Origin of the sequence: Streptomyces sp. NPDC051822 (genome assembly GCF_044452745.1) — a bacterium.
Lineage (GTDB): Bacteria > Actinomycetota > Actinomycetes > Streptomycetales > Streptomycetaceae > Streptomyces.
In genome coordinates, this window is the sequence record NZ_JBITBZ010000012.1 from 230,039 (window position 1) to 249,459 (window position 19,421).

Genomic DNA, 19,421 nt, shown 5'->3' on the forward strand with positions numbered 1-19,421 from the left:
GTCGCTCGATACGGGGAGTTCTCGGCCGGGCCGGGGAATCAAAAGGTCAGCGGCGGAGGAACTCGTACATCGTGAAGTCCATGTGCACGATTCCGCGCTCGTCGGTGTGGGCGGCGATCACCGGGGAGTCGCCGAACTCGGCGGCGGGCAGCTCGACGGACTCGCTGCGGTACCGGTGGCCTTCGAAGCCCGCTTCCTCGGCTGCCCGCAGCATCTTGTCCCTGTTGCCCATCGCCTCGCTGGTGCCCAGGTAGACCCGTCCGTCCGCCGCCAGACGGGGCACCACGTCACGGAAGAACCTGCGGACCATCTCGTACCCGGGGTCGAAGACCGCGCGCTCGATCTGCCCGGCGTACGGGCGGCTCTCGGGCGCCTCGATGAACGGGGTGTTCCAGAAGACGAGGTCGAACGGCTCGCCGGGCTCCAGGGCGTCGAACAGATCGCTGGTCAGGGCCGTGACCCGGTCGGACACCCCGTGCCGCTCGGCGTTGCGCCGGGTGTTCTCCGCGGCCGCGGGGTTGATGTCCAGGGCCACCACGTGCTCGCTGCCGCGCTGGGCCGCGAGCACCGCGGCGACGCCCGCGCCGCACCCCATCTCCAGGAAGCGGCCGCCCTTCTCGTACGGCACCCAGGAGGCGAAGAGGCCGGGCCCGGGGTCCGTGTAGGGGGGAAAGACCTCGGGCAGCAGATCCCATTCCATGTCGAGCAGCGAGAAGGTCAGCTGCGTCGGACGGTCAGGGCTCTGGATCTGTGACACCACCCAATTGCCGAGTTCATAACCGAGTTCGTTGTCCATGGGATCCTCCCTCAGGGGAACCGCAGAGAAGTCCTGTGGGGTCTCTCTGCGGCTCCCGGCGATGGAATGCCGCCGGCGGACGGGAAACGCGACGCCGGACGGAGAAACGAGGAGCCCGGAGCGTGGGTCAGTTCTCGCCGGTCGGGGAGCTCCGGGCCCGGTTGCGGGCCATCGTCCGGTCGATCAGCACGACCGGGATGGTGAGTACGGCCAGGCCGGCGCCCAGCCAGGGGATCGACGTCAGACCGGCACCGGCGCCGAGCGCGATGCCCGCGAGCACGGGGACGATGCTGATGCCGAGCTGGAACATGGAGACGGCGGTGGCTCCCGCCAGGGTCGGCGCCTCTGCCGCCACGGTGAACACCCGCCCGTAGATGGCCGGGTTGAGGATGAATCCGGCGACGCCCAGGAGCAGGACGAGGACGACGACGGCGACGGCCGACTCGGCGAGCAGGGCGAGCAGGACGGACGTGACCAGGATGCCGCCGGCCCCGATGAGGAGTGCGTGATGGGGCCGCCCGTCGGCGATCCTGCCGCCGATGGACAGACCGACGAACGCACCGACGCCGAACAGGACCAGGATCGGGGGCACCCAGACGGAGTCGATGCCGGTGGTGTCCGTCAGGAACGCCGCGAGGTAGTTGTACGAGATCATGTACGCGGCCGTGCTCAGCAGGGTCGCCGCGTACACCACCCACAGCTGCGGCTGCCGCATCGTGCGCAGTTCCCGCCGCACGCTGGGCTCCTGGGCGGCCCGGGTCACGGGTACGGCGACCGCCGTCGAGACCGCGCCGAGGACGGTCAGGGCGACCACCGCCCAGAACCCGCCCCGCCAGCCGGTGAAGTGGCTGAGCAGCGCGCCGGCCGGACCGCCGCCGACCATGGCGATGCTGAGTCCGCTGACGACCACGCCGGAGGCCCGCGCGGTCCGGTCGGGGGTGACGAGACCGATCGCGGTGACGGCGGCGACCGCCCAGAACCCGGCGTAGGCGAGACCGGCCAGGAAGCGGGTGACGAGGAGCACGGTGAAGTTGTCCGTCACGATGCCGACGGCCACGCTGACGGCGAACACGACCTGCGAGACGACCAGGGTGGTCCGCCGCGGCCAGCGCAGGGTCAGCACGGCGAGCGGCGGGCCGCCGATCACCACGCCGATCGCGAACGCGGAGATCAGCGCGCCCGCGGACGACAGGGAGATCTTCAGGTCGTCGGCGATGTCCGGCAGGACGCCGGCGAGCAGGAACTCGGCGCTGCCCATCGCGAACAGGCTGAACGCGAGCAGGTACACCGCGAACGGCAGCCGGTCGCCCGCCTTGCCGGAGGCGGTCGGCTGGACTTCGGCCTCGACGCTCATCGGCCGGCACCTCCCGGCACCTGGGTGACCGACTGCCGGACGACCGGCACGTAGGTGACGCCGGGCACCGGCCCGGAACTGGTCGGACGCATGGGAGAACTCCTCGCTGGGATGGTTCGGGGGACGGATCAGGGCGGGTGCGCGCCGGTCTGATCGTGGTGATCACCAGTGGTCCCCATGCTGGAACCGAGCGTGGCGGACGGACAACATTTGTTGCCGATACCGGGACGCGGGAACGGGCTCCCGCGGCGCTCCCGCCGGCGTCCGGCCCTCTGGTCAGTCATCACCGGGCAGGGCCTCGCCCCAGCCCCACTTCTTGATGGTGGTACGGCTCGTCGGACCCACTCCGGGCTGCGAGTTGGCCATCGCGCGCCGCGAGCCGAACTCGATGTAGCCGACGAACGCCGAGCGGAACTCCGCGTCCTCAGGAAGCCCCACGGCGTCCATGGCCTCCAGCATCAGTTCCACCCAGCGCGCCCGCTGCTCCGGCCTGACGGCCCGGCCGCGGTGCCGGGAGACCATGTGCGGATAGCCGCCGTGGTCCTCGGTGTAGCGCTCGGGCCCGCCGAGGACCTCCCCGATGAAGGTCGCGACGTGCTGCGGATGGTCGTCGGTCATGTGCTGGAAGAGCGGGGCGAGCAGCTCGTCCTTGCGGACGCGCCGGTAGAAGTCCTCCGTGAGCCGTTCGAGCGCCTCGGCGCCGCCGGCCCATTCGTAGAGGGTGGGGGTCTTGTCGTTCACGGTGTGACCTTTCGCTCGGCCGTCCTGGGTCGGGGTGTGCTCAGCACGCGTACAGGTCGAACGTCGGTGTGGGCCGGCCGCCCTGGGCGACCGAGTCGAGCCGGGGATCGACCGAGAGCATCGCCTGGTGCAGCCGCTGGAGCCGCGGAGCGGGTTCGAGGCCCAGCTGCTCGATCAGCCGCCGGCGCAGTCCGCGGTACAGGTCCAGTGCGGCGGACTGCCGCCCCGAGCGGTAGAACGCGACCATGGCCTGGGCGTGCAGCCGTTCGTCGTACGGGTGATGAGTCGTCAGCTGTACGAGTTCCGGCAGGAGTTCGCCGTGCAGGCCGAGGCGCAGCTCGGCGTCGATGCGGCGCTCGGTCGCGAGCAGCCGGTGCTCTTCGAGGCCGGCTGCCTCGGTCCGCAGCGCCGCCCCGGCCGGTATGTCCACGAGCGCGGCTCCCCGCCACAGCGCCAGGGCCTGGCGCAGCAGGCGGGACGCCAGCTCGTTGTCGCCGTCCGCGAAGGCCGCGTGACCGGCCTGGGCCGCCCGCCGGAACGCGAAGGCGTCCACGTCCTCCTCCGCGATCCGCAGCCGGTAGCCGCCGTGCGCGGTGACCAGCAGCTCCCGGGCGCCGGCCGGGCCGTCAGGACCGCCGAGGGCGGCGGCCAGGAGCCGGCGCAGCCGCAGGATGTACGTCTGGAAGGTGGCGTGCGCGCTGTACGGGGGCACGGACCCCCACAGCTCCTCCCGCAGCGCGGTCACCGGGACGAACTGCCCCGGGCGGAGAGCGAGGAGCGCCAGAATCTGCCGCTGCTTCGCCGCCGAGGGGACGATCGGAAATCCGCCCGTCTCCGCGTGCAGCGGGCCAAGAACCTGAATTCTCACGCTTCCTCCGTCACTCGCATATGCCCTCTCCGGATTCTCGGTCTCGGTCGAGCGGCTGCTCCGGGAAGGAACGTAGGAGTGCGGGGGTGAGGCCCTCAATACGGTCGGACCGTAGGGCTGACCGAAGAATCTGCGGCTGTGCTCGTCCTACGGTCGTACGGACCCCCGGACATGACGGAACGGCCCGCGGCGGGAACTCCGCGGGCCGTTCGGATTTCAATGAAATGCGGGCGGGGGGCGGACGCGCTTCCGCGAATCCGGCCGGTCAGGCCCGACACAGGCGGGCGGTGTGCACGGTGACCGCCGTGAGGTAGAAGACGTCGGGACGCCACAGGACGCCGGTGCAGGCGTCGCCGTCCACCAGTTGCTCCAAAGTCAGCCGGTCGACGAGGTCGAGCCGCTCGCCGAGCTCGTCGAGCGTGCGCCGCAACCGGGTGTGCAGGTGCCGGCGCGGGACCAGGCCCAGCGGAGCGGGGAGGTCGACCAGGAAGGTACGGGTGCCGGCCGGGACGAGCCCGGCGGAGGCCAGCAGGCACGGCCAGTCCTCGACCACGGAGGTGGCGCCGGGCAGCCGGGCCCGCCCGGCGGCGTACCGCGCTTCGAGAGCGGCGTCCAGGCGGGCCTGGAGGCCGGGCCGTCCGATGCCGATGTCCCGTGGCAGGAAGCGCGGCGGCAGCCCGCGTTCGGCGACGGCGAGCATCCCGCCGGGCCGCAGCGCGGACGCCAGGCCCCGCAGCGCCTGCTGCTGGTCGCCCAGATGACGGCAGACGTTGCCGGTCCAGATCAGGTCGGCGGGTCCCAGCCGGCCGAACTCGTCGGGCCGCTCGGCCCGCACGGTGGTGATCCGCCCGCTCAGCCCGCTCTCCGCGGCGCGGACCAGGGCCCGGTCGAGGAGCGCGGGGGACCGGTCCACCGCGACGACGTCCGCCTCGGGGAAGACCTCGGCCAGTACGCAGGAGGCCACGCCCGGCCCGCTGCCCACGTCGAGGACCCGGCGGACCGGCGGCGCGCTCCGCCGCCCGGGTGCGAGCAGGCCGCGCAGCCAGTGCGCCGCGTCCGTCAGGAGACCGGAGAGCGGTTCCGCCTCTTGCTCCGGCCCGGCGCCGAGGTCCTCGTCGTCGAGGCCCTCGGCGGGGTGTGTGGATGTCATACGGTCACCTCCGGCGGTCAGGATGGGGGCGCCCCGCGTCCCGGACAACTCTTGTTGCCGATTCCGGAACCGGCCCCACCCGGTCAGTACGTGGCCGCCGCGGACACCATGCGGCGCAGGGCCCGCGGCCGGATCAGATCCCCGGTGAAGGTGTCCAGGAGCTCCGCCCGGGCGGTCAGCGGGAAGTAGTGGTCACCCGGGAACACCGCCGTACGCAGGGCGCGCCGGGTGCACCGGTGCCAGCCGGCCAGGTCCGCCGCGGTGACGCTCCGGTCCCGCAGCCCGCGCATCGCCGTGACCGGGCAGTGCACGACATGGCGCGGGTCGCGGCGGTACGCCTCCATGACGGTGAGATCCGCGCGCAGCGCCGCGAGATCCCGGGCCGCGCGCCGCGGATCCGGGTCGACCGGAGGCATCCGGCCCCGCTCCCGGAGCCCGCGGACCATGGCCGCTTCCGGCAGACGGCCGAGCGCCCGCTCGGGCGCGAGCCGGTGCGGCACGCCGGAGCCGGACACGTACAGGCGGTCGGCCACCGCGTCGTGCTCCCATTCGAGCCGGGCCGCGATCTCGTACGCGAGGAGGGCGCCGAAGCCGTGCCCGAACAGCGCGAACGGGCGGTCGCACATGCGGGCCACGTACGGCATGACCTCGGCGAGCAGCGGTTCGAGTCCGTCGCACGGGCGGGTGCGCGGATGACGGCCGCGGCCGGGCAGCTCCACCGGTGTGACGACCACCGAGGGACCGACGGCCTCGGCCCAGGGCAGGTACACGCCCGCCGAGACCCCCTCGAACGGAAGGCAGAACAGCCGGACCGAGTTGTCGGCGCCCGCGGCGCCGGAACCGCTCATCGGCCCGCCCCCGCGCGACACGCGCCGGCGCGCCCGACGGTCGCCCCCGAAGGGCGACGCTCCTCACTGATCACGGTCACGCGGGCACCGGTCCCTCCATCAGATTCTCGCCAATAGGTCGCGGGCGAATATGTCAGAACGCGCGGGGAGTGCTTTCCGCATCGCTCACTGGTCACCGCGAGATGCCTGGGAAACGTACCCGTGCGGTACCCGCCCGCATCAATACGGGAGGACCGAAGTAATGGCCGAAGGAACACGCTTCGAATCCTTCGGGAAGAACCGGTCATACAAATTCGGCACACGCCCGTGCTAGCGTCGGGGCGCATCAGAGGTGTACGCCGTTCACCGGTGATCGGAGGGTCGTGGGGGAGGCTCGGACTCTCCTCCGCACCGCCGGAAGAAGCCCTTTTCTGCCAGGGAGTCGACGGCCCGGTCATGACCGGACAACGACCCTGACGACGCGCATTCACTCTTCAGGCAGGAGGCGCAGGACCGTGCCCCAGGAACTGTTCGGCAGGAGCGAGGAATCCAAGGTCATCACCGACATGCTCCACTCTGCGAGAGGCGGCGCGGGCGCGGTGGCGCTGGTCGAGGGCATCATCGGCACGGGCAAGACCTCCCTCCTGCGCTGGGCCGAGGAGACCGCCCGCGAACAGGGCATGGTCGTACTGTCCGCCACGGCGTCCCCCACCGAACAGCGCTTCTCGCTGGGCGTCGTGCACCAGCTCCTCGGGACGCTCCCCGAGACCGCCCACGGCTGGGAACGCGCCTTCGCGTCGAACGGAGCCCCTCCGTGCGGCGGACCCGACGAACCCGACTACCCGCTGCTCGCGGAACTGTGCGCCGCGGTGGGCAGGGCCGCCCGGCGCACCCCCGTCCTCCTGACGGTCGACTGCGTCCACCACGCCGACAGCAGGTCCCTGCTCTGGCTGGGCTTCCTCAGCCGCCGCCTGGACAACCTCCCCGTCGTCCTGCTCGCCACCAAACGCTGCGGCGAACCGGCGAGCGACCAGCACCTCCTCGTCGAACTCATGGAGGGCGTCCGCGCCGACCGGCACATCCACCTGCACGACCTGAGCCCCAGCGCCGCCTCCGACCTGGCCGCCGCCCTCCACGGCCACGACCACGAGTCCGTGGACGCGCTGGTCGCGGGAACGGGCGGCAACCCGTACCTGCTCACCGAGCGGTTACGGACCGCCCCGACCGGCCCCGCCGGCAGGGGACCGGCGGACGCGGCGGACGAGGGGCTGCGCCTCCAGGCGGTCAAGGAACGCATCCTGTGCATGCTCAGACGGCTCGACCCCCACGGACTCGACGTCGCCAGGGCCGCCAGCATCCTGGGCGCCCCCCTGGACCCCTCCATCCTCGCCGCCCTGTGCGGCGTCTCCACCGAGGACGCCTGCCGCACCCTCGGCCGGCTCACCGAGTCGGGGCTGCTCTGCCCCCACGACATGACGTTCCGCCACCCCGTACTCGCCGGACTCCTCTACGAGGACATCCCCTGCGCCGACCGCGCCGAACTCCACCGCCTCGCCGCCTGCTTCATGCGGCGCCGCAGCGCCTCCTGCGAGGACGTCGCCGCCCACCTGCTGCGCTCCCACCGCCTCGACGAGCCGTGGATGGCACGCCTGCTGCTCGACGTCGCCCAGGGCATGGTCGGCCGCGACCCCGAGGGCGCCCGGCGGCTGATCGAGAAGGCCGTCCTTCACGGCCTGCCCGAGGACCAGTCGGCCCGCGCCGAGGGACTGCGGATCCAGGCGCTCACCGCCCTGGACCTGCCCGCCTCCGCCCGCGCGCTCACCGCTCACGCCGCCGGGGCCTGCGGCCCCGCCGAACGGCTCCGGGAGGCCCTGCGGCTCTCCGACATCCTCCTCCGGCTCGACGACCCCGCCTGCGCCCGCCAGGTCCTGGAGCACGCCAGGAGCGAGAGCGGCACCCCGGACCCCGCCACCACCGCCCGCCTGCGCGAACGGCTCACCCACATCCGGCTCCACGAGGGCACCTACCGGCCCGGCGACCGGGACGAGGACCGGCTCGAGCGCGTCCTGCTGCTGCGCACCGCCGCCGGGAACTCGGCCGCGGCGGTACGGCGGATCGCCGACCGCATCCTCACCGTGCCCCGCGCCCCCTACGGCTCGACCACCTGGTACCACGCGCTCCTCGCCCTGCTCTGGGCAGGCGACGTCGACGAGGCCAGGCGCCACATCGACACCGAGGTACGGCTCGCGCACACCGAGGGCACCGTGACCCGGATCGCCGAGGCCCTGGCCGTACGCGGCCTGGTACAGCTCCACCGCGGCCTCCTCGCGGAGGCCGGGAGCGACGCCCGCACGGCACTCGAACTGCTCACCCGGATCGACGCCGACAAGTTCCACGTGGGGGCGCTCGCCCGCAGCGTCCTCATCGACGTGGCCCTGGAGAAGGACGACGTCGCCGCGGCCGGCGCCCTGCTCGAAGAGGCCCCGCCCCTTCCCGGGGAGCAGCCCGTCACCTGGTGGCGGCTGCACCTCCTGCACAGCGCCGGACGGGCCCTGGGCAGGATGGGCCAGGCACGGCGCGGCCTCGCGCTGATCGCCCACTGCGGGGACGAGCTGACCCGCCGCGGCGTCGTCAACCCGGCGATCCTGCCCTGGCTCTCCACCCGGTCCGCCCTCCAACTGGCCCTGCGCGAAGGGGCGGCCGCCCGGTGCGCCGCCCGCGAGGAGACCGAACGCGCCCGCCGCTGGGGCGCCCCCTCCGCCCTGGGCAGGGCCCTCGTCGCCCAGGCCTCGGCCGGCTCGGGGCGCGAGGCGCTCCAGTTCGCCGAACAGGCCGCCGAACTCCTCGAACCGGCCTCCGCGCCCCTGCTCTTCGCCCACGCCCTGTACGCGGCCGGGCGAGCCCACCGGCAGAGCGGCAGGGCCCGGCGCACCCGTGAACTGCTCCACCGCGCCAACGAGGTCGGCATCTCGCTCGGCGCCGACGGCCTGGTGGAGGCGGTGCAGCGGGAGCTGCGGCACGCGGGCGGGCGGCCCGACCCGCGCAAGGACTCCACCGAGTCGCTGCTCACCCCGACCGAACGGCAGGTCTCCGAACTGGCCGCCCGCGGGATGAGCAACCGCGGCATAGCCCAGCTCCTGAAGGTGAGCCTGCGGAACGTCGAGTCCCATCTCACCCACTCCTACCGGAAGTTGCGCATCAGCGGCCGACACGAGCTGACCCGGTACTTCCCGGCGGAGGAGGCCCCCGCCCCGGCGGCGGTGCTGCTCTACCAGCCCCGGACGGCGCTCACTCCACCGCATCGGCTCCGGACGGGCTGAGGGACGGGCTGACGGACGGGGTGACGGGCGGAGCCCCGCCGGGTGCTGTGCCGCCGTTCCCGGCCGCGTCGTCGTGCGCGGCCGGCGGCGCGGCGAACGCCCCGTCGAGCAGGACGACCAGCCCGGCGGTGAACCGCTCGTGGTCGCTCATCGACGCCACGAGCGGGGCGACCCTGCGTACCGTCGGATAGTCCTCCGCCCCGTCCCCGCCCGGTACCGGCGGGTGCGGGGCGGCCCGTACGGCCACCAGATGCCCCACCAGGTACTGCCAGATCGCCACGTCCAGGCGGGCGGCCTGCGCGTCGCTCATCCCGTGCCGTACGAGCGCGTCGAGGATGAACTCGGAGAGCCGCATCGAGGTGGCGCCGAGCAGCGCCCCGTCGAGCATCCCGGTGGCGATCCACCCGTGCTCCTCCATCACGCGGTGCGCGCTCTGCGCCGCCTCCAGGACGGCCGTCCTGGGATCGTCCCCCACCTCCGGGAGTACGATCCGCCGGGACACCTCGTCGAAGAGCAGGGACATCAGCTCCCGCTTGTCGCTGACATGCCGGTAGACGGCCGCCGGGGCCTTTCCCAGCTCGCCGGCGAGCTTGCGCATGCTGAGACCGGCCGCGCCCTCCCGCTCGAGCAGTCGCAGTCCCGCCGCCACGATGTGCGGACGCGTCAGCGGCTGCGTCGGACGCTCCGGCGCCGGTGCCTCACCGTGTCTCACCTGGCTCCTGCTCCACACCGCCGAACGCGGCGTTCACCGTAGGGGGCCTCGGGAGCGACATCGTCTCGTACCGCGACCACTCGCGGTACGGGATCGGCCCTACCGAAACACGACTGTCGTGATTCCGCCACGCCGGCGGGAGCCGCCGCGCCGTCCCCGGCCCGTTCCTCCGTCAGCCCCTCGGCCCGCGCCTCTCAGCGCCCCACGGGGTCGCCGTGAGCGCCGTCGTTCCGGCCGAGCAGCATCATGTGGCCGCCGTGACGCAGCGGTGTGCCCACGCGTGGACGGGCCACCTCGTCGCCCGTCCGCGCGTCGACGAGATGCACCTCGCCGTGGCCGCCGCGGGTGACGGCGATCCAGTCGGAGCCCGGCGAGGCGGCCACCGCGCGGCGCTCGACCCCCTCCCAGGGAGTGCCGCCGCGCCGAGGGGCGCCGTCCATGGCGGGGAGGGGGACGCGGCGAAGGGTGTCGTCGGCGCCTAGGAGCACCAGTTCGTCGCCGTCGGGGTGCACGCGGGTGAAGGCGGCGTGGTCGCGGGCGAGGGCCAGCCGGAAGACCAGGCCGGGGCCGAGTTCGGTGCGGCGCGTGCGGCCCGTCTCCAGGTCGTGGCGCCATGCCTGGTTGGTCCACTCCGGCCACCGCAGCGGGTCAGGAGCACCGCCGCGCAGGGTGGTCCACAGCGCCCGCCGACGGGTGTCGAGACGGAGGTACCAGCCGCGGGCGGACGACTCCCAGGGGATCACCGGCCCAGCCGCGAGGGTGTCGCCCGCCCTGCGGGCCGTGTGCACCCCCTCGCCCGTGGCCGCGAACACCCGCCCCGAGACCGGGTCGTACGCGTCACCGTGGCCGTCGTCCGGCAGCGTCAGGAGCGCGTGGGGCCCGACCACGGGGCAGCCGGGCGGAGCCGCGAGGAGATCCCCGAAGCGGTGGACGGCGAGGGCGCCGGGCTCCCTGTGCCGCAGGACGACGAGCGCTTCGCCGCCGCCCGGCACCGTCACGCCCGGTTCGCCGACGCGGGTCCGCACGCGGGCGGCCTCGCCGGTGGTCAGGTCGACGACCGTCAGGAGGTCCGACCAGGGTTCGGTGTTCTTGCCCAGGCCGGTCGTGACGGCCAGCAGGCGGCCGGTCGGATCGCAGGCGAGATGCTCGGCGGGCACGGCGACCGGGACGGTCCGCCGCACCAGCACCTCGCCGAAGGGGTCGAGCACCAGCAGCTCTCCCCGGCGGTCGTCGACGCAGGCCACCCGTCCTCCCGGCAGCGCCAGGAGGCCCGCGTGCTCGGAGAGATGACGTCCGGTGAGGCGGCCTATGACGCTGCCGTCCGGCACGGACAGGACGTGCAGGGATCCGTCCACGTGGTCGGAGACGAGCAGGGCGGTGGCAGGGGTTGTCATGGGTCCTCCAGGAAGCCGGGCAGGTGAAAGTGAAAACGATTATCATGTATGTTCGTCGCGTTCCGGGTTCCTGCCGAGAAGCGAGGGCATCGATGCTGCACGCACCGTCCAGATTCGTCCGTAGTTGTCTCACCGCGGCGGTGGTGGGCTCCGTCCTGGCCGGCTGCGGCTCGACCGGGGGCGAGTCCGCGAACGACAAGGCCCGGCCCACCGCGAAGACCGAGGTCACCGTCGAACCGATCAAGGCAGCCACCGAGTTGACGGACGTGAAGGGCGTCAAGGTCTCCCTGACGAAGGCGCCGGAACGGATCGTCTGCCTCTTCGCGCTCTGCGACGACATCCTGACCGAACTCGGCATCGTCCCGACGGCCACCAACGGCACACTGCTCGCCCACCCCGCCTTCCTCGGAGAGGCCAGGGCGAAGGAGGTCGACGTCATCCCCGGCGGCTTCATCGCCCCGGAGGTGGAGGCGATCCTCTCCCACAAGCCGGACCTCGTGATCGGCCTCGGTGACACCCACGGCAAGCTCGCCCCCGCGCTGAAGGGCGCCACGACGTTCTGGGCCATGCAGCCCGAGACGTGGGAGGACAGCGTGGGTTACCTGCGCGACGCCGCCGCCCTCACGGGCCGCACCGCGGAGGGGGAGAAGGCCGAGCGGACCTTCCGGACCAAGCTCGCCAAGGCCGAGAAGGCCCCGAGCGACAGGACCGCCCTCATCATCTACGGCAGCGACGAGAACTTCGGCGTCGCGACCCCGGAGGGCGACGTGACCGCCAGCCTCTTCCCCAAGATCGCCGACTACCCGTGGAAGTCCCGTGGCGTGGACGGAAGTTACAGCCTCGAAGAGATCCTCGCCCAGGACGTCGACGTGCTGTTCGTCGAGACGATGAGCTTCGGCGACGCGAACGGCAAGCTCTCGGAGAAGCTGGCGAAGAACCCCCTGTGGAGCAAGATCCCGGCCGTGAAGAACGGTGACGTCCACGAGGTGAACTCAGAGGTGTGGGCCAAGGGGCGCGGGACCCGCTCGCTGGGCATCGTCCTCGACGAGGCCACGGCCGCGCTGCGGTGAGGACGCCCTCCTCGGCGCCCACGCCGGCGGATGCCGCGGCCCTCCAAGCGGAGGGCCGTACGGAGGGCCGTCAGGGCCGTCAGGGCCGTACGGCGGGCGCGGCTCCGTCGCCCCCGCCCCGCGTCCGGGCCTGGCAACCGCTCCTGGTGATCCTGACGCTGACCGCCGCGTCGCTCTGCGCCCTGTGCCTCGGCACCCCGTACGTCCCACCCCACCGGCTCGTCGGTGCGGTGCTCGAAGGGGACACCACGCTCGCCGGCATCGTCGTCACCGAACTCCGCGTCCCGCGCCTGGTGCTGGGGCTGGTCGCCGGAGCCTGTCTGGGTGCGGCCGGACTCGTGCTCCAGGAGGCGCTCCGCAATTCCCTCGCGGTGCCGGAGATGCTCGGCGTCTCGTCCGGCGCCGCGCTGGGGGTGGCCGCGCCCCTGGTCCTGGCCCTGTCCCTGCCCGCCGTGGTCCAGCCCCTGCTCGCGCTCGGCGGGGCCGCGCTCGGCGGCGGGCTCACCCTGCTCGCCGCCGGACTCGGGCGCGGCCCGTCCGCCGTCCTGCTGACCGGCGCCGCCGTCGCGGCCGCCCTGCAGGCCGCGCTGCTCGTCCTGATGGTCATGGCGGACCAGCTCGACCTCCAGCTCATCTACCGCTACCTGCTGGGCTCGCTCTCCGCCAGGACCTGGGAGGACGTCGTGGGGCTCTGGCCCTGGCTGCTGATCGCGGCCCCCGCCCTCGTGCTCTGCGCTCCGGTGCTGTCGGTGATGCGGCTGGGCGACGAGGACGCCGAGGCGCTCGGCGTGCGGGCCCAGCGGGCCCGGCTGGCCGCGCTGGCCGTCGCCGTCGTGCTGATCGCGCCCGTCACGGCCGTGTGCGGCCCGGTCGCGTGGGTGGGATTCCTCGCCCCGCACCTGGCGCGACGGTTCGCCCCCACGTCGGGGGCGGTGCGCTGGCTGCCGTGGTCCGCCGCATGGGGCGCCGTCGTCGTGACGGTCGCCGACGTCCCCGCCCGGCTGGCACTCGCACCCGTGGAGACGCCCGCCGGCGCCTGGACGGCCCTGCTGGGAGTACCGGCAGGGGTCGCCCTGATGCGGTCGGGCCGCCGGGGCCGGACGACCGGGACGGAGGATGCCCGGTGAAGCGGCGTTTCATGGCGCTCGCGGTCCTGGCCGCTCTGTGCGTTGCGGTGGAACTCGTCGCCGGACGCGGCATGTCACCGGGTGCGGTCTGGGACGTCCTCGGCGGGGGCGGTGACGCGACGGAACGTCACATCCTGCTCCGGCTGCGGCTGCCCAGGATGCTGGTGGCCCTGGGGGCGGGCGCGTCCCTCGCCGTGGCCGGGCTCGTCCTGCAGTCCGCGCTGCGCAACCCCCTCGCGGGACCGGAGGTGACGGGCGTGACACCGGGGGCGGTCCTCGGTGCCGTGACCGCGACGGCCCTCGGGCTCGCCGGATGGGACTCGCCCCTGGCCGTCGTGCTCGCCGCCTGTGCCGGCGGCTGCGCCGGGGCGCTGCTGCTGTGGCTGCTCGTGGGCCGTGGGGGCGGCGACCCGGCGCGGACCGCCGTGCACGGCGTGCTGGTGTCGGCGGTGCTCGGCGGGTTCACCGCCATGGTGCTGCTCGTGAAGCCGGGCGAACTCGGCAGCGTCGTCCAGTGGTTGGTGGGTACGACGGAGGGTCGCGTGTGGGAGCACTGGCACCTGCTGTGGCCCTGGGCCCTGGTGTGGGGTATCGCCGCGTGGCTGCTCGCCGGGCCGCTGACCCTGTTGCGCTGCGGTGACGACATCGCCCTGGCCGCCGGCCTCTCCGCCGGGAGGGCCCGCTCCCTCGCCCTGCTGTGTGCGGTGGCGCTGACGGCGGGTGCGGTGGCGGCCGTCGGAGCGCTCGGCTTCGTAGGTCTGCTCGTGCCGCATCTGGCCGTGGCCCTCTTCGGCGCGGACCTGCGGGTGAGCCTTCCGGGCGCGGCCCTGACGGGCGCCGTCGTGGTGTGCGGGGCGGACGCCGTGGCGCAGCTGTCCTCGCGGCTGCTGGCGGCGGCACTCGGCGCCGGCCGGCTCACGCTGCCGGTGGGAGCACTCACCGCCTGCCTCGGCGCGGCCCTGCTGCTGGTCGTCGTGCGCCGAGCGCCGGGCCGAACGTTCTGAAGTCGACGGAGGACAGAGCATGACCCAGTCCCACTCCCAGCCCCGACCCCGGTCCTCGCAGCCGCCGCGCCAGGCGCAAGTGCAGGTGCAGTCCGTGGGCATACAGGTCGAGGGGGTCCACTTCGGCTACCCCGCGCGGCCCGTCCTGCGGGGCGTCGACCTGACCGTGAGACCGGGCGAACTGACCGCCCTGATCGGCCTCAACGGTTGCGGGAAGTCGACCCTGCTGCGGCTGGCCGCAGGGCTGCTAGAACCGGACCGGGGGCGGGTGCTGCTCGGCGGGGACGACCTCGCCGGACTCTCCCGGCGTGCCACGGCGGCCAGAGTGGCGCTTCTGCACCAGTCCGCCCCGGCCGTACCGGGGTTGACGGTACGTCATCTGGTACGGCAGGGGCGGTACGCGGCGCGGGGCCCGCTGGGCATGCTCCGCGAGGGCGACGACCCCGTGGTGCACCGGGCGTTGCGTGACGTCGGCGTGGAGCAGTGGGCCGACCGGGACGTCGACGCGCTGTCCGGGGGAGAGCGGCAGCGGGTGCGGCTCGCGATGGCGCTCGCCCAGGACACCCGGGTCCTGCTGCTCGACGAGCCGACGACCTATCTGGACCTGCACCACCAGCTCGACGTGCTGCAGACGGTGGTCCGGCTGCGCGAGGAGCGCGGCCTCACCGTGGTGATGGTGCTGCACGACCTGGCCCACGCCGCGCGGTTCGCCGAACGCGTCGTCGCCCTGCGCGAGGGCCGCGTGGTGGCCGACGGAACGCCGAAGGAGGTCGTCACGCCGGCTCTCCTTGCGGACGTCCTGAAGGTGGCCGGCCGGGTCGGCGAGGACCCCGAGGGCGGCTGGCCCGTGTGTTACCCAGATCACCCTCTGGTCACCTCTGCCACTCTAGAAAATGAAAATCACTTCCATTAGTGTCGATCACGGCGCTCGACCGAGCGCCGCATCTCCCTCACAAACCAGGAGAGTTCATGGACAACGAGCAGATCTTCGCCCCGATCGCCGACCCGGGTCAGCTGGCCCACGACTCGGCCTCCCACTCCAACGCGCTCGTCGAGAACCCCTTCGAGGACACCGAGGAGTAAGCGAGGGCCTCACCACCCTCGACCGTGGGCCCGCCCGTCGCCTTTCGGGCGGGCCCACGCCCATCCCAAGCCCCGCCGTCAGGAGGATCGTCGTGTCCCGCAACCGGCTCGTCCCCGGAGTCGAAGTCGTCACCGTTCCCGGGCGCGGCCTCGCCGTCCGCACCGCCGAGGGGGAGTTCCTCACCGTCAGGACCGGGGCGGCGGACGAGAGCGCCCTGCTCGCCCTGCTCGCCGGCACCGGTACGCACCGCACGGACGCGGGACCGCACCGGACGGACGCCGAGCCGCACCGGACGGACGCGCAACCGCACCGCATGGACGCGGAACTGCACCGCGTCGTAAGGGCCTTCGAGGAGGCCGGATACCTCGCGGAGGAGCCGCCGCGCCCGCCGTGGCCCGCCGACCGCCGGGACATCAGGCTCCTCGGTGACCCCGCACTGACCCGGCCGCTGGCCGCGTACCTCACCGCCTTGGGCGCCGAGCCCCGCACCGCCCCCGCCTTGACCGCTTTCGAGGGGGCACCGGCACGGATGGCCGACCTGCTCGACGGAGAGCCGGCCGCGGTCGTGTGGTGCCTCGACGGCCCCGTACCCGACGGGCTGTGGGAGGCCGCCGACCGGCTGCCCGCGCACGGAGTGGCCTGGCTGCGCTGCCACCGCGAAGGCTGGCAGGCGTACGTCGAACCCCTGGCCGCCGCCCCCGGGGACGTCACCTCCGCCCACGTCCGGGCCCGTCGGCTCGCCGCCACTCCCGCCCACCGCGAACTCGCGGCGTACTGGGAAGGTCCCCGTACGACCGGCGCGCCCGTCCCGCTCGGCGTACCCGGGGCCGCGCTGCTCGCGGCCCTGCTCGCCGACGACCTCGGCCGGTGGGCCACGGGAACCCCGGACTCGGCCGGACTCCCCGCCCGGCGCCGGCTCCGGCAGGTGGACCTCCGTACGCTGACCGTCACCGAACACCCGGTCCTTCCGGTCCCCGCCGTCGCACCGACACCGAAGTCGGCCCGACTGTACGGCGGTTCACCGATCCCGAAGCCGGCGCCGTCCGCCGTCGCACCGACACCGAAGTCAGCGCCGCCGTCCGACGGTGCGCCGATACCGAAGACGGACGGATGACCTCCTTCCGTACGGCCCCGATCGCCGAAGACCTCGCCACGGACCTGCGGCTCCCCGAAGGCCCGGGCCCCTTCCCCGCCGTCCTCATCCGCACTCCCTACCACCGCGCCCGGCACCTGGCGGAGGCACGCGGCTGGGCGCGCAGGGGCTTCGCCGCCGTCGTCCAGGACGTACGCGGCCGGTTCGCCTCGCCGGGGGAGTGGCGGCCGTACGAGAACGAGGCCGCCGACGGTGCCGTGACCGCCCGATGGATCCGCCGGCAGCCGTGGAGCGACGGACGGATCGTCGCCGTCGGCGCCTCCTACGCCGCGCACTGCGCCCTCACCCTCGCCCTCGACGCGGACCGGGAGGCGCGGCCCGACGCCGTCATCGCCGCCGTGCCCGCACTCGGCGCAACGGAGACCGCCCGCGAACCCTGCGGTGCGGAAAGGCTGTTGAGCCGCGCAGGGTGGTGGGCCGCCCACGGCGACCGCCGGGACTCCGACGACGGCGCGCTCGACAAGGCCCTGGCGGCGGACCCAGGCCTGCTCGCCCACCTGCCGCTCACCGGCCTTCCCGAGCGGCTGGGCCGAAGCCTGCCCTCCTGGGCGGCGCTGTGGCGGCACGACGACCGCGGCCGTCTCACGGCGCGGGCCTCGCACGCCGGCATGCCGCTGCTCGCGGTCGGCGGCCACCACGACCACTTCACCGAGGACACCCTCGCCCTGTGGCAGACCTGGGGCGGCCCCTCGGCGCGGCTGCTCCTCGGCCCCTGGGGGCACGGCCTCGTCGCCGCGCCCGGCCCCGGCGCGGGCCCCGCCCACCGGGTGGGCCTCGGCGAGCTGTACGTGCGGTGGGCCCGCCGCGCCCTGACCGGCGACCTCGCCCCCGGCCGCCACGGCGCGGTGGCGCTCGGCGGCGCGGACCTGTGGCTGCCCGCCGCCGTCGAAGGCGAGGCGCGCACCCAGCGGCTGCGGCTGCTGCGAGGCGCCGTCTTCACCGCCGATCCCGACCGCCCTGTCCGCTCCGACGACCTCGCCGTACCCACCGGGGGACCCCCCGACCGCTGCCTGCTCGCCACCGCGCCGCTGCCGCGTCCGCTCGACGCCGTCGGGCCGGTGCGGGTACGGCTGCGGGCCACCGCGGACACCCCCTCCGCCGACTGGGCCGCCCGCCTCGTCGCCCTCACACCGGAGGGGACGGCCGAGCGTCTCGCCCTCGGTGTCCTGCGGCGCGAGGAACCGGCCGCCCGCGAAGCCGAGTTCACCGTCGAGCTCGGCCGGATCGCGCGTCGGCTGCGGGCCGGCACCCGCCTCCGCCTCGAGATCGCCGGACACCACTTCCCTGCCCACGCCCGCAACCCCCACAGCGGGGACGACCCGGTGACGGCCGACCGGCTGCTCGCCTCCGGGCGGCAAGTCGACCCCGGGAGCGTGGCGCTGAGCCTGCCCGTCCTCCCGTCCCGCCCCGCCCCCACCGACCCCGCCAAGGAGATCCTGCGATGACGGCGCTGCCGTTGGAAGCACTCGTCGACCCCGTCTGCGGCATCGTCCGAAAGGTCAAGCCCGTCGAGCACCCCGCGGGCGCCCCACCCCGCTACACCGCGCTCACCGCCGAGATATCCGACGCCCGCAGACTGGGCCTGTGGCCCGCCGACCGGGTCTCCCTCGGCACCACCTTCGGCGACCCCGATCAGGCCCGAGTGGCCGCGATAGCCGAGGGGATCGAGCGGTACTGCGGCAACCGCGTGCCGCCGGCCGGTCACCCCGACGCCCCCCTGCGCGCCACCGCCGCCGAGCTGGCCGAGAAGGGCCTGCGGCTCTACGGCCCGGACGACCTGCCCACGTACGCGCCATGGCAGTACACCCGCGACAAGTTCCCCTACCGCCGCCTGACCGCCGACACCCCGTCCCTGTGGACGCGCGGCACCGAGCTGCTGCCCGGCGGGCGGACGGCGGAGGTCTGGGCACCCGTCGCCCTCACCCATCTCAACTGGCGCCAGGGCGAACTGCGGGAGCTGCCCCGTACCCACCACCTCAACTACGCGGGCATCGCCACCGGGCAGGGACTCGACGACGCCGTCGAGCGCGGCCTCCTGGAGGTCGTCGAACGCGACGCCCTGGAACTGTGGTGGCACCTCGACGGGCCGACCCGCGGCATCGACCCGGCCAGTGTCCCCGGCCTCCTCGACGACCTGGCCGGATCCGCGCTCGACGTCCACCTCGTGGAGATGCCCTCCGAGTTCGCCCCGTGCATGGCCGCGCTCGTCCACGACCCGCGGCTCGGCCTGTACGCGGCCGGGTTCGCCTGCAAGTACGACCCCGCGGAGGCCGCCCGCAAGGCGGTGCTCGAAGCGGTCCACACCTGGGTCTTCACCCAGGGCCTTACCGACCCCGACGGGTGGGTCTTCCAGGCCGTCGAGGCCGGCCTGTTGGCCCGCGGGCTCTACCTGGAGCACCGCGCGGACAACCGCTACCTCGACGCCTGCGGCGAGCGGTTCGAGCACGTACGGGACCTGGGCGCGCACGTGCAGGTGTGGCTGGACGGGCGGATGGCCGCCGAGGCGCGGCGGTTCACGGCACCCGCCCACGGAACCGTGTCCGTCGACGCGGTCGAACCCGGCAGCCGCGAACGCCTCGAGCGCGCGCTGCACACCGGGGGCCACCGCCTCATGACCTTCGACCTGACGACCGAGGACGTGGCCGAGACGTCCCTGCGGGTGGCCCGGGTCCTCGTCTCCGGACTCCTCCCCAACGCGCCGGCCGCCTTCGGCTACTTCGGCTGCCCCCGGCTCGGGGAGGAAGCCGTCCGGCGGGGCTGGCGGCCGACGGCGCCGCACGCGCCCGAGGACTTCACCCTCGCGCCTCCGCCGCACATGTGA

Annotated in this window: 17 protein-coding genes; 9 read left to right on the top strand and 8 right to left on the bottom strand. The window is 73.9% G+C overall.

Features of this window, described 5'->3' with window-relative positions:
* Nucleotides 1-46: 46 nt before the first annotated feature.
* From ACIA8N_RS30730 to ACIA8N_RS30755, 6 genes are all read right to left on the bottom strand, one after another.
* Nucleotides 47-796, bottom strand: a complete 750-nt coding sequence (locus ACIA8N_RS30730; RefSeq protein ID WP_365785733.1) for a methyltransferase — start codon at nt 794-796, stop codon at nt 47-49.
* A gap of 127 nt (nt 797-923) precedes the next feature.
* On the bottom strand, nt 924-2,150 hold the full coding sequence (locus ACIA8N_RS30735) for a Cmx/CmrA family chloramphenicol efflux MFS transporter (protein WP_365785735.1): 1,227 nt from the start codon (nt 2,148-2,150) through the stop codon (nt 924-926).
* Between the two features lie 276 nt (nt 2,151-2,426).
* Complete coding sequence (locus tag ACIA8N_RS30740) at nt 2,427-2,891, bottom strand: group II truncated hemoglobin (protein ID WP_030546138.1); 465 nt, start codon at nt 2,889-2,891, stop codon at nt 2,427-2,429.
* A 40-nt stretch (nt 2,892-2,931) separates the two neighbouring features.
* Nucleotides 2,932-3,759 (bottom strand): AfsR/SARP family transcriptional regulator, encoded by an 828-nt coding sequence (locus ACIA8N_RS30745; RefSeq protein ID WP_365785737.1) that lies wholly within the window; start codon nt 3,757-3,759, stop codon nt 2,932-2,934.
* Between the two features lie 265 nt (nt 3,760-4,024).
* On the bottom strand, nt 4,025-4,909 hold the full coding sequence (locus ACIA8N_RS30750) for a class I SAM-dependent methyltransferase (protein ID WP_365785739.1): 885 nt from the start codon (nt 4,907-4,909) through the stop codon (nt 4,025-4,027).
* A gap of 83 nt (nt 4,910-4,992) precedes the next feature.
* Nucleotides 4,993-5,757, bottom strand: coding sequence for a thioesterase domain-containing protein (locus ACIA8N_RS30755; protein WP_365785741.1), 765 nt, complete (start codon nt 5,755-5,757; stop codon nt 4,993-4,995).
* A gap of 494 nt (nt 5,758-6,251) precedes the next feature.
* On the opposite strand from ACIA8N_RS30755, the gene ACIA8N_RS30760 reads away from it, so the two are divergent.
* On the top strand, nt 6,252-9,056 hold the full coding sequence (locus ACIA8N_RS30760; protein WP_365785743.1) for a BREX system ATP-binding domain-containing protein: 2,805 nt from the start codon (nt 6,252-6,254) through the stop codon (nt 9,054-9,056).
* On the opposite strand, the gene ACIA8N_RS30765 is transcribed toward ACIA8N_RS30760, so the two are convergent.
* Both ACIA8N_RS30765 and ACIA8N_RS30770 read right to left on the bottom strand, forming a co-directional pair.
* Nucleotides 9,025-9,768 (bottom strand): TetR/AcrR family transcriptional regulator, encoded by a 744-nt coding sequence (locus ACIA8N_RS30765; protein ID WP_365785745.1) that lies wholly within the window; start codon nt 9,766-9,768, stop codon nt 9,025-9,027. The genes ACIA8N_RS30760 and ACIA8N_RS30765 overlap by 32 nt on opposite strands.
* Nucleotides 9,769-9,962: 194 nt before the next feature.
* Nucleotides 9,963-11,162 (bottom strand): hypothetical protein, encoded by a 1,200-nt coding sequence (locus ACIA8N_RS30770; RefSeq protein ID WP_365785747.1) that lies wholly within the window; start codon nt 11,160-11,162, stop codon nt 9,963-9,965.
* Nucleotides 11,163-11,254: 92 nt separating this feature from the next.
* Here ACIA8N_RS30770 and ACIA8N_RS30775 point away from each other — a divergent pair, with 92 nt between their 5' ends.
* From ACIA8N_RS30775 to ACIA8N_RS30810, 8 genes are all read left to right on the top strand, one after another.
* A complete protein-coding gene (locus ACIA8N_RS30775) occupies nt 11,255-12,232 on the top strand; it encodes an ABC transporter substrate-binding protein (protein ID WP_365785749.1) in 978 nt (325 codons plus the stop codon).
* A gap of 158 nt (nt 12,233-12,390) precedes the next feature.
* On the top strand, nt 12,391-13,359 hold the full coding sequence (locus ACIA8N_RS30780) for a FecCD family ABC transporter permease (protein WP_399416839.1): 969 nt from the start codon (nt 12,391-12,393) through the stop codon (nt 13,357-13,359).
* Nucleotides 13,356-14,363: a FecCD family ABC transporter permease gene (locus tag ACIA8N_RS30785; protein ID WP_399416834.1), complete on the top strand. Its 1,008-nt coding sequence runs from the start codon at nt 13,356-13,358 to the stop codon at nt 14,361-14,363. Before ACIA8N_RS30780 ends, ACIA8N_RS30785 begins: the two co-directional genes overlap by 4 nt.
* 85 nt (nt 14,364-14,448) lie before the next feature.
* Nucleotides 14,449-15,276: an ABC transporter ATP-binding protein gene (locus ACIA8N_RS30790; RefSeq protein WP_399416840.1), complete on the top strand. Its 828-nt coding sequence runs from the start codon at nt 14,449-14,451 to the stop codon at nt 15,274-15,276.
* A gap of 56 nt (nt 15,277-15,332) precedes the next feature.
* Nucleotides 15,333-15,446, top strand: coding sequence for a streptamidine family RiPP (gene amiA / locus ACIA8N_RS30795; RefSeq protein ID WP_243900507.1), 114 nt, complete (start codon nt 15,333-15,335; stop codon nt 15,444-15,446).
* Between the two features lie 92 nt (nt 15,447-15,538).
* The gene (locus tag ACIA8N_RS30800) at nt 15,539-16,561 is read left to right on the top strand and encodes a hypothetical protein (protein ID WP_365785753.1); all 1,023 of its coding nucleotides are present in this window, start codon (nt 15,539-15,541) and stop codon (nt 16,559-16,561) included.
* Nucleotides 16,558-18,045 carry a CocE/NonD family hydrolase gene (locus tag ACIA8N_RS30805; RefSeq protein WP_365785755.1) on the top strand — a complete coding sequence of 496 codons (1,488 nt, stop codon included), beginning with the start codon at nt 16,558-16,560 and terminating at the stop codon, nt 18,043-18,045. The genes ACIA8N_RS30800 and ACIA8N_RS30805 overlap by 4 nt, the downstream gene beginning before the upstream one ends.
* Nucleotides 18,042-19,421, top strand: a complete 1,380-nt coding sequence (locus ACIA8N_RS30810) for a YcaO-like family protein (protein ID WP_365785758.1) — start codon at nt 18,042-18,044, stop codon at nt 19,419-19,421. The genes ACIA8N_RS30805 and ACIA8N_RS30810 overlap by 4 nt, the downstream gene beginning before the upstream one ends.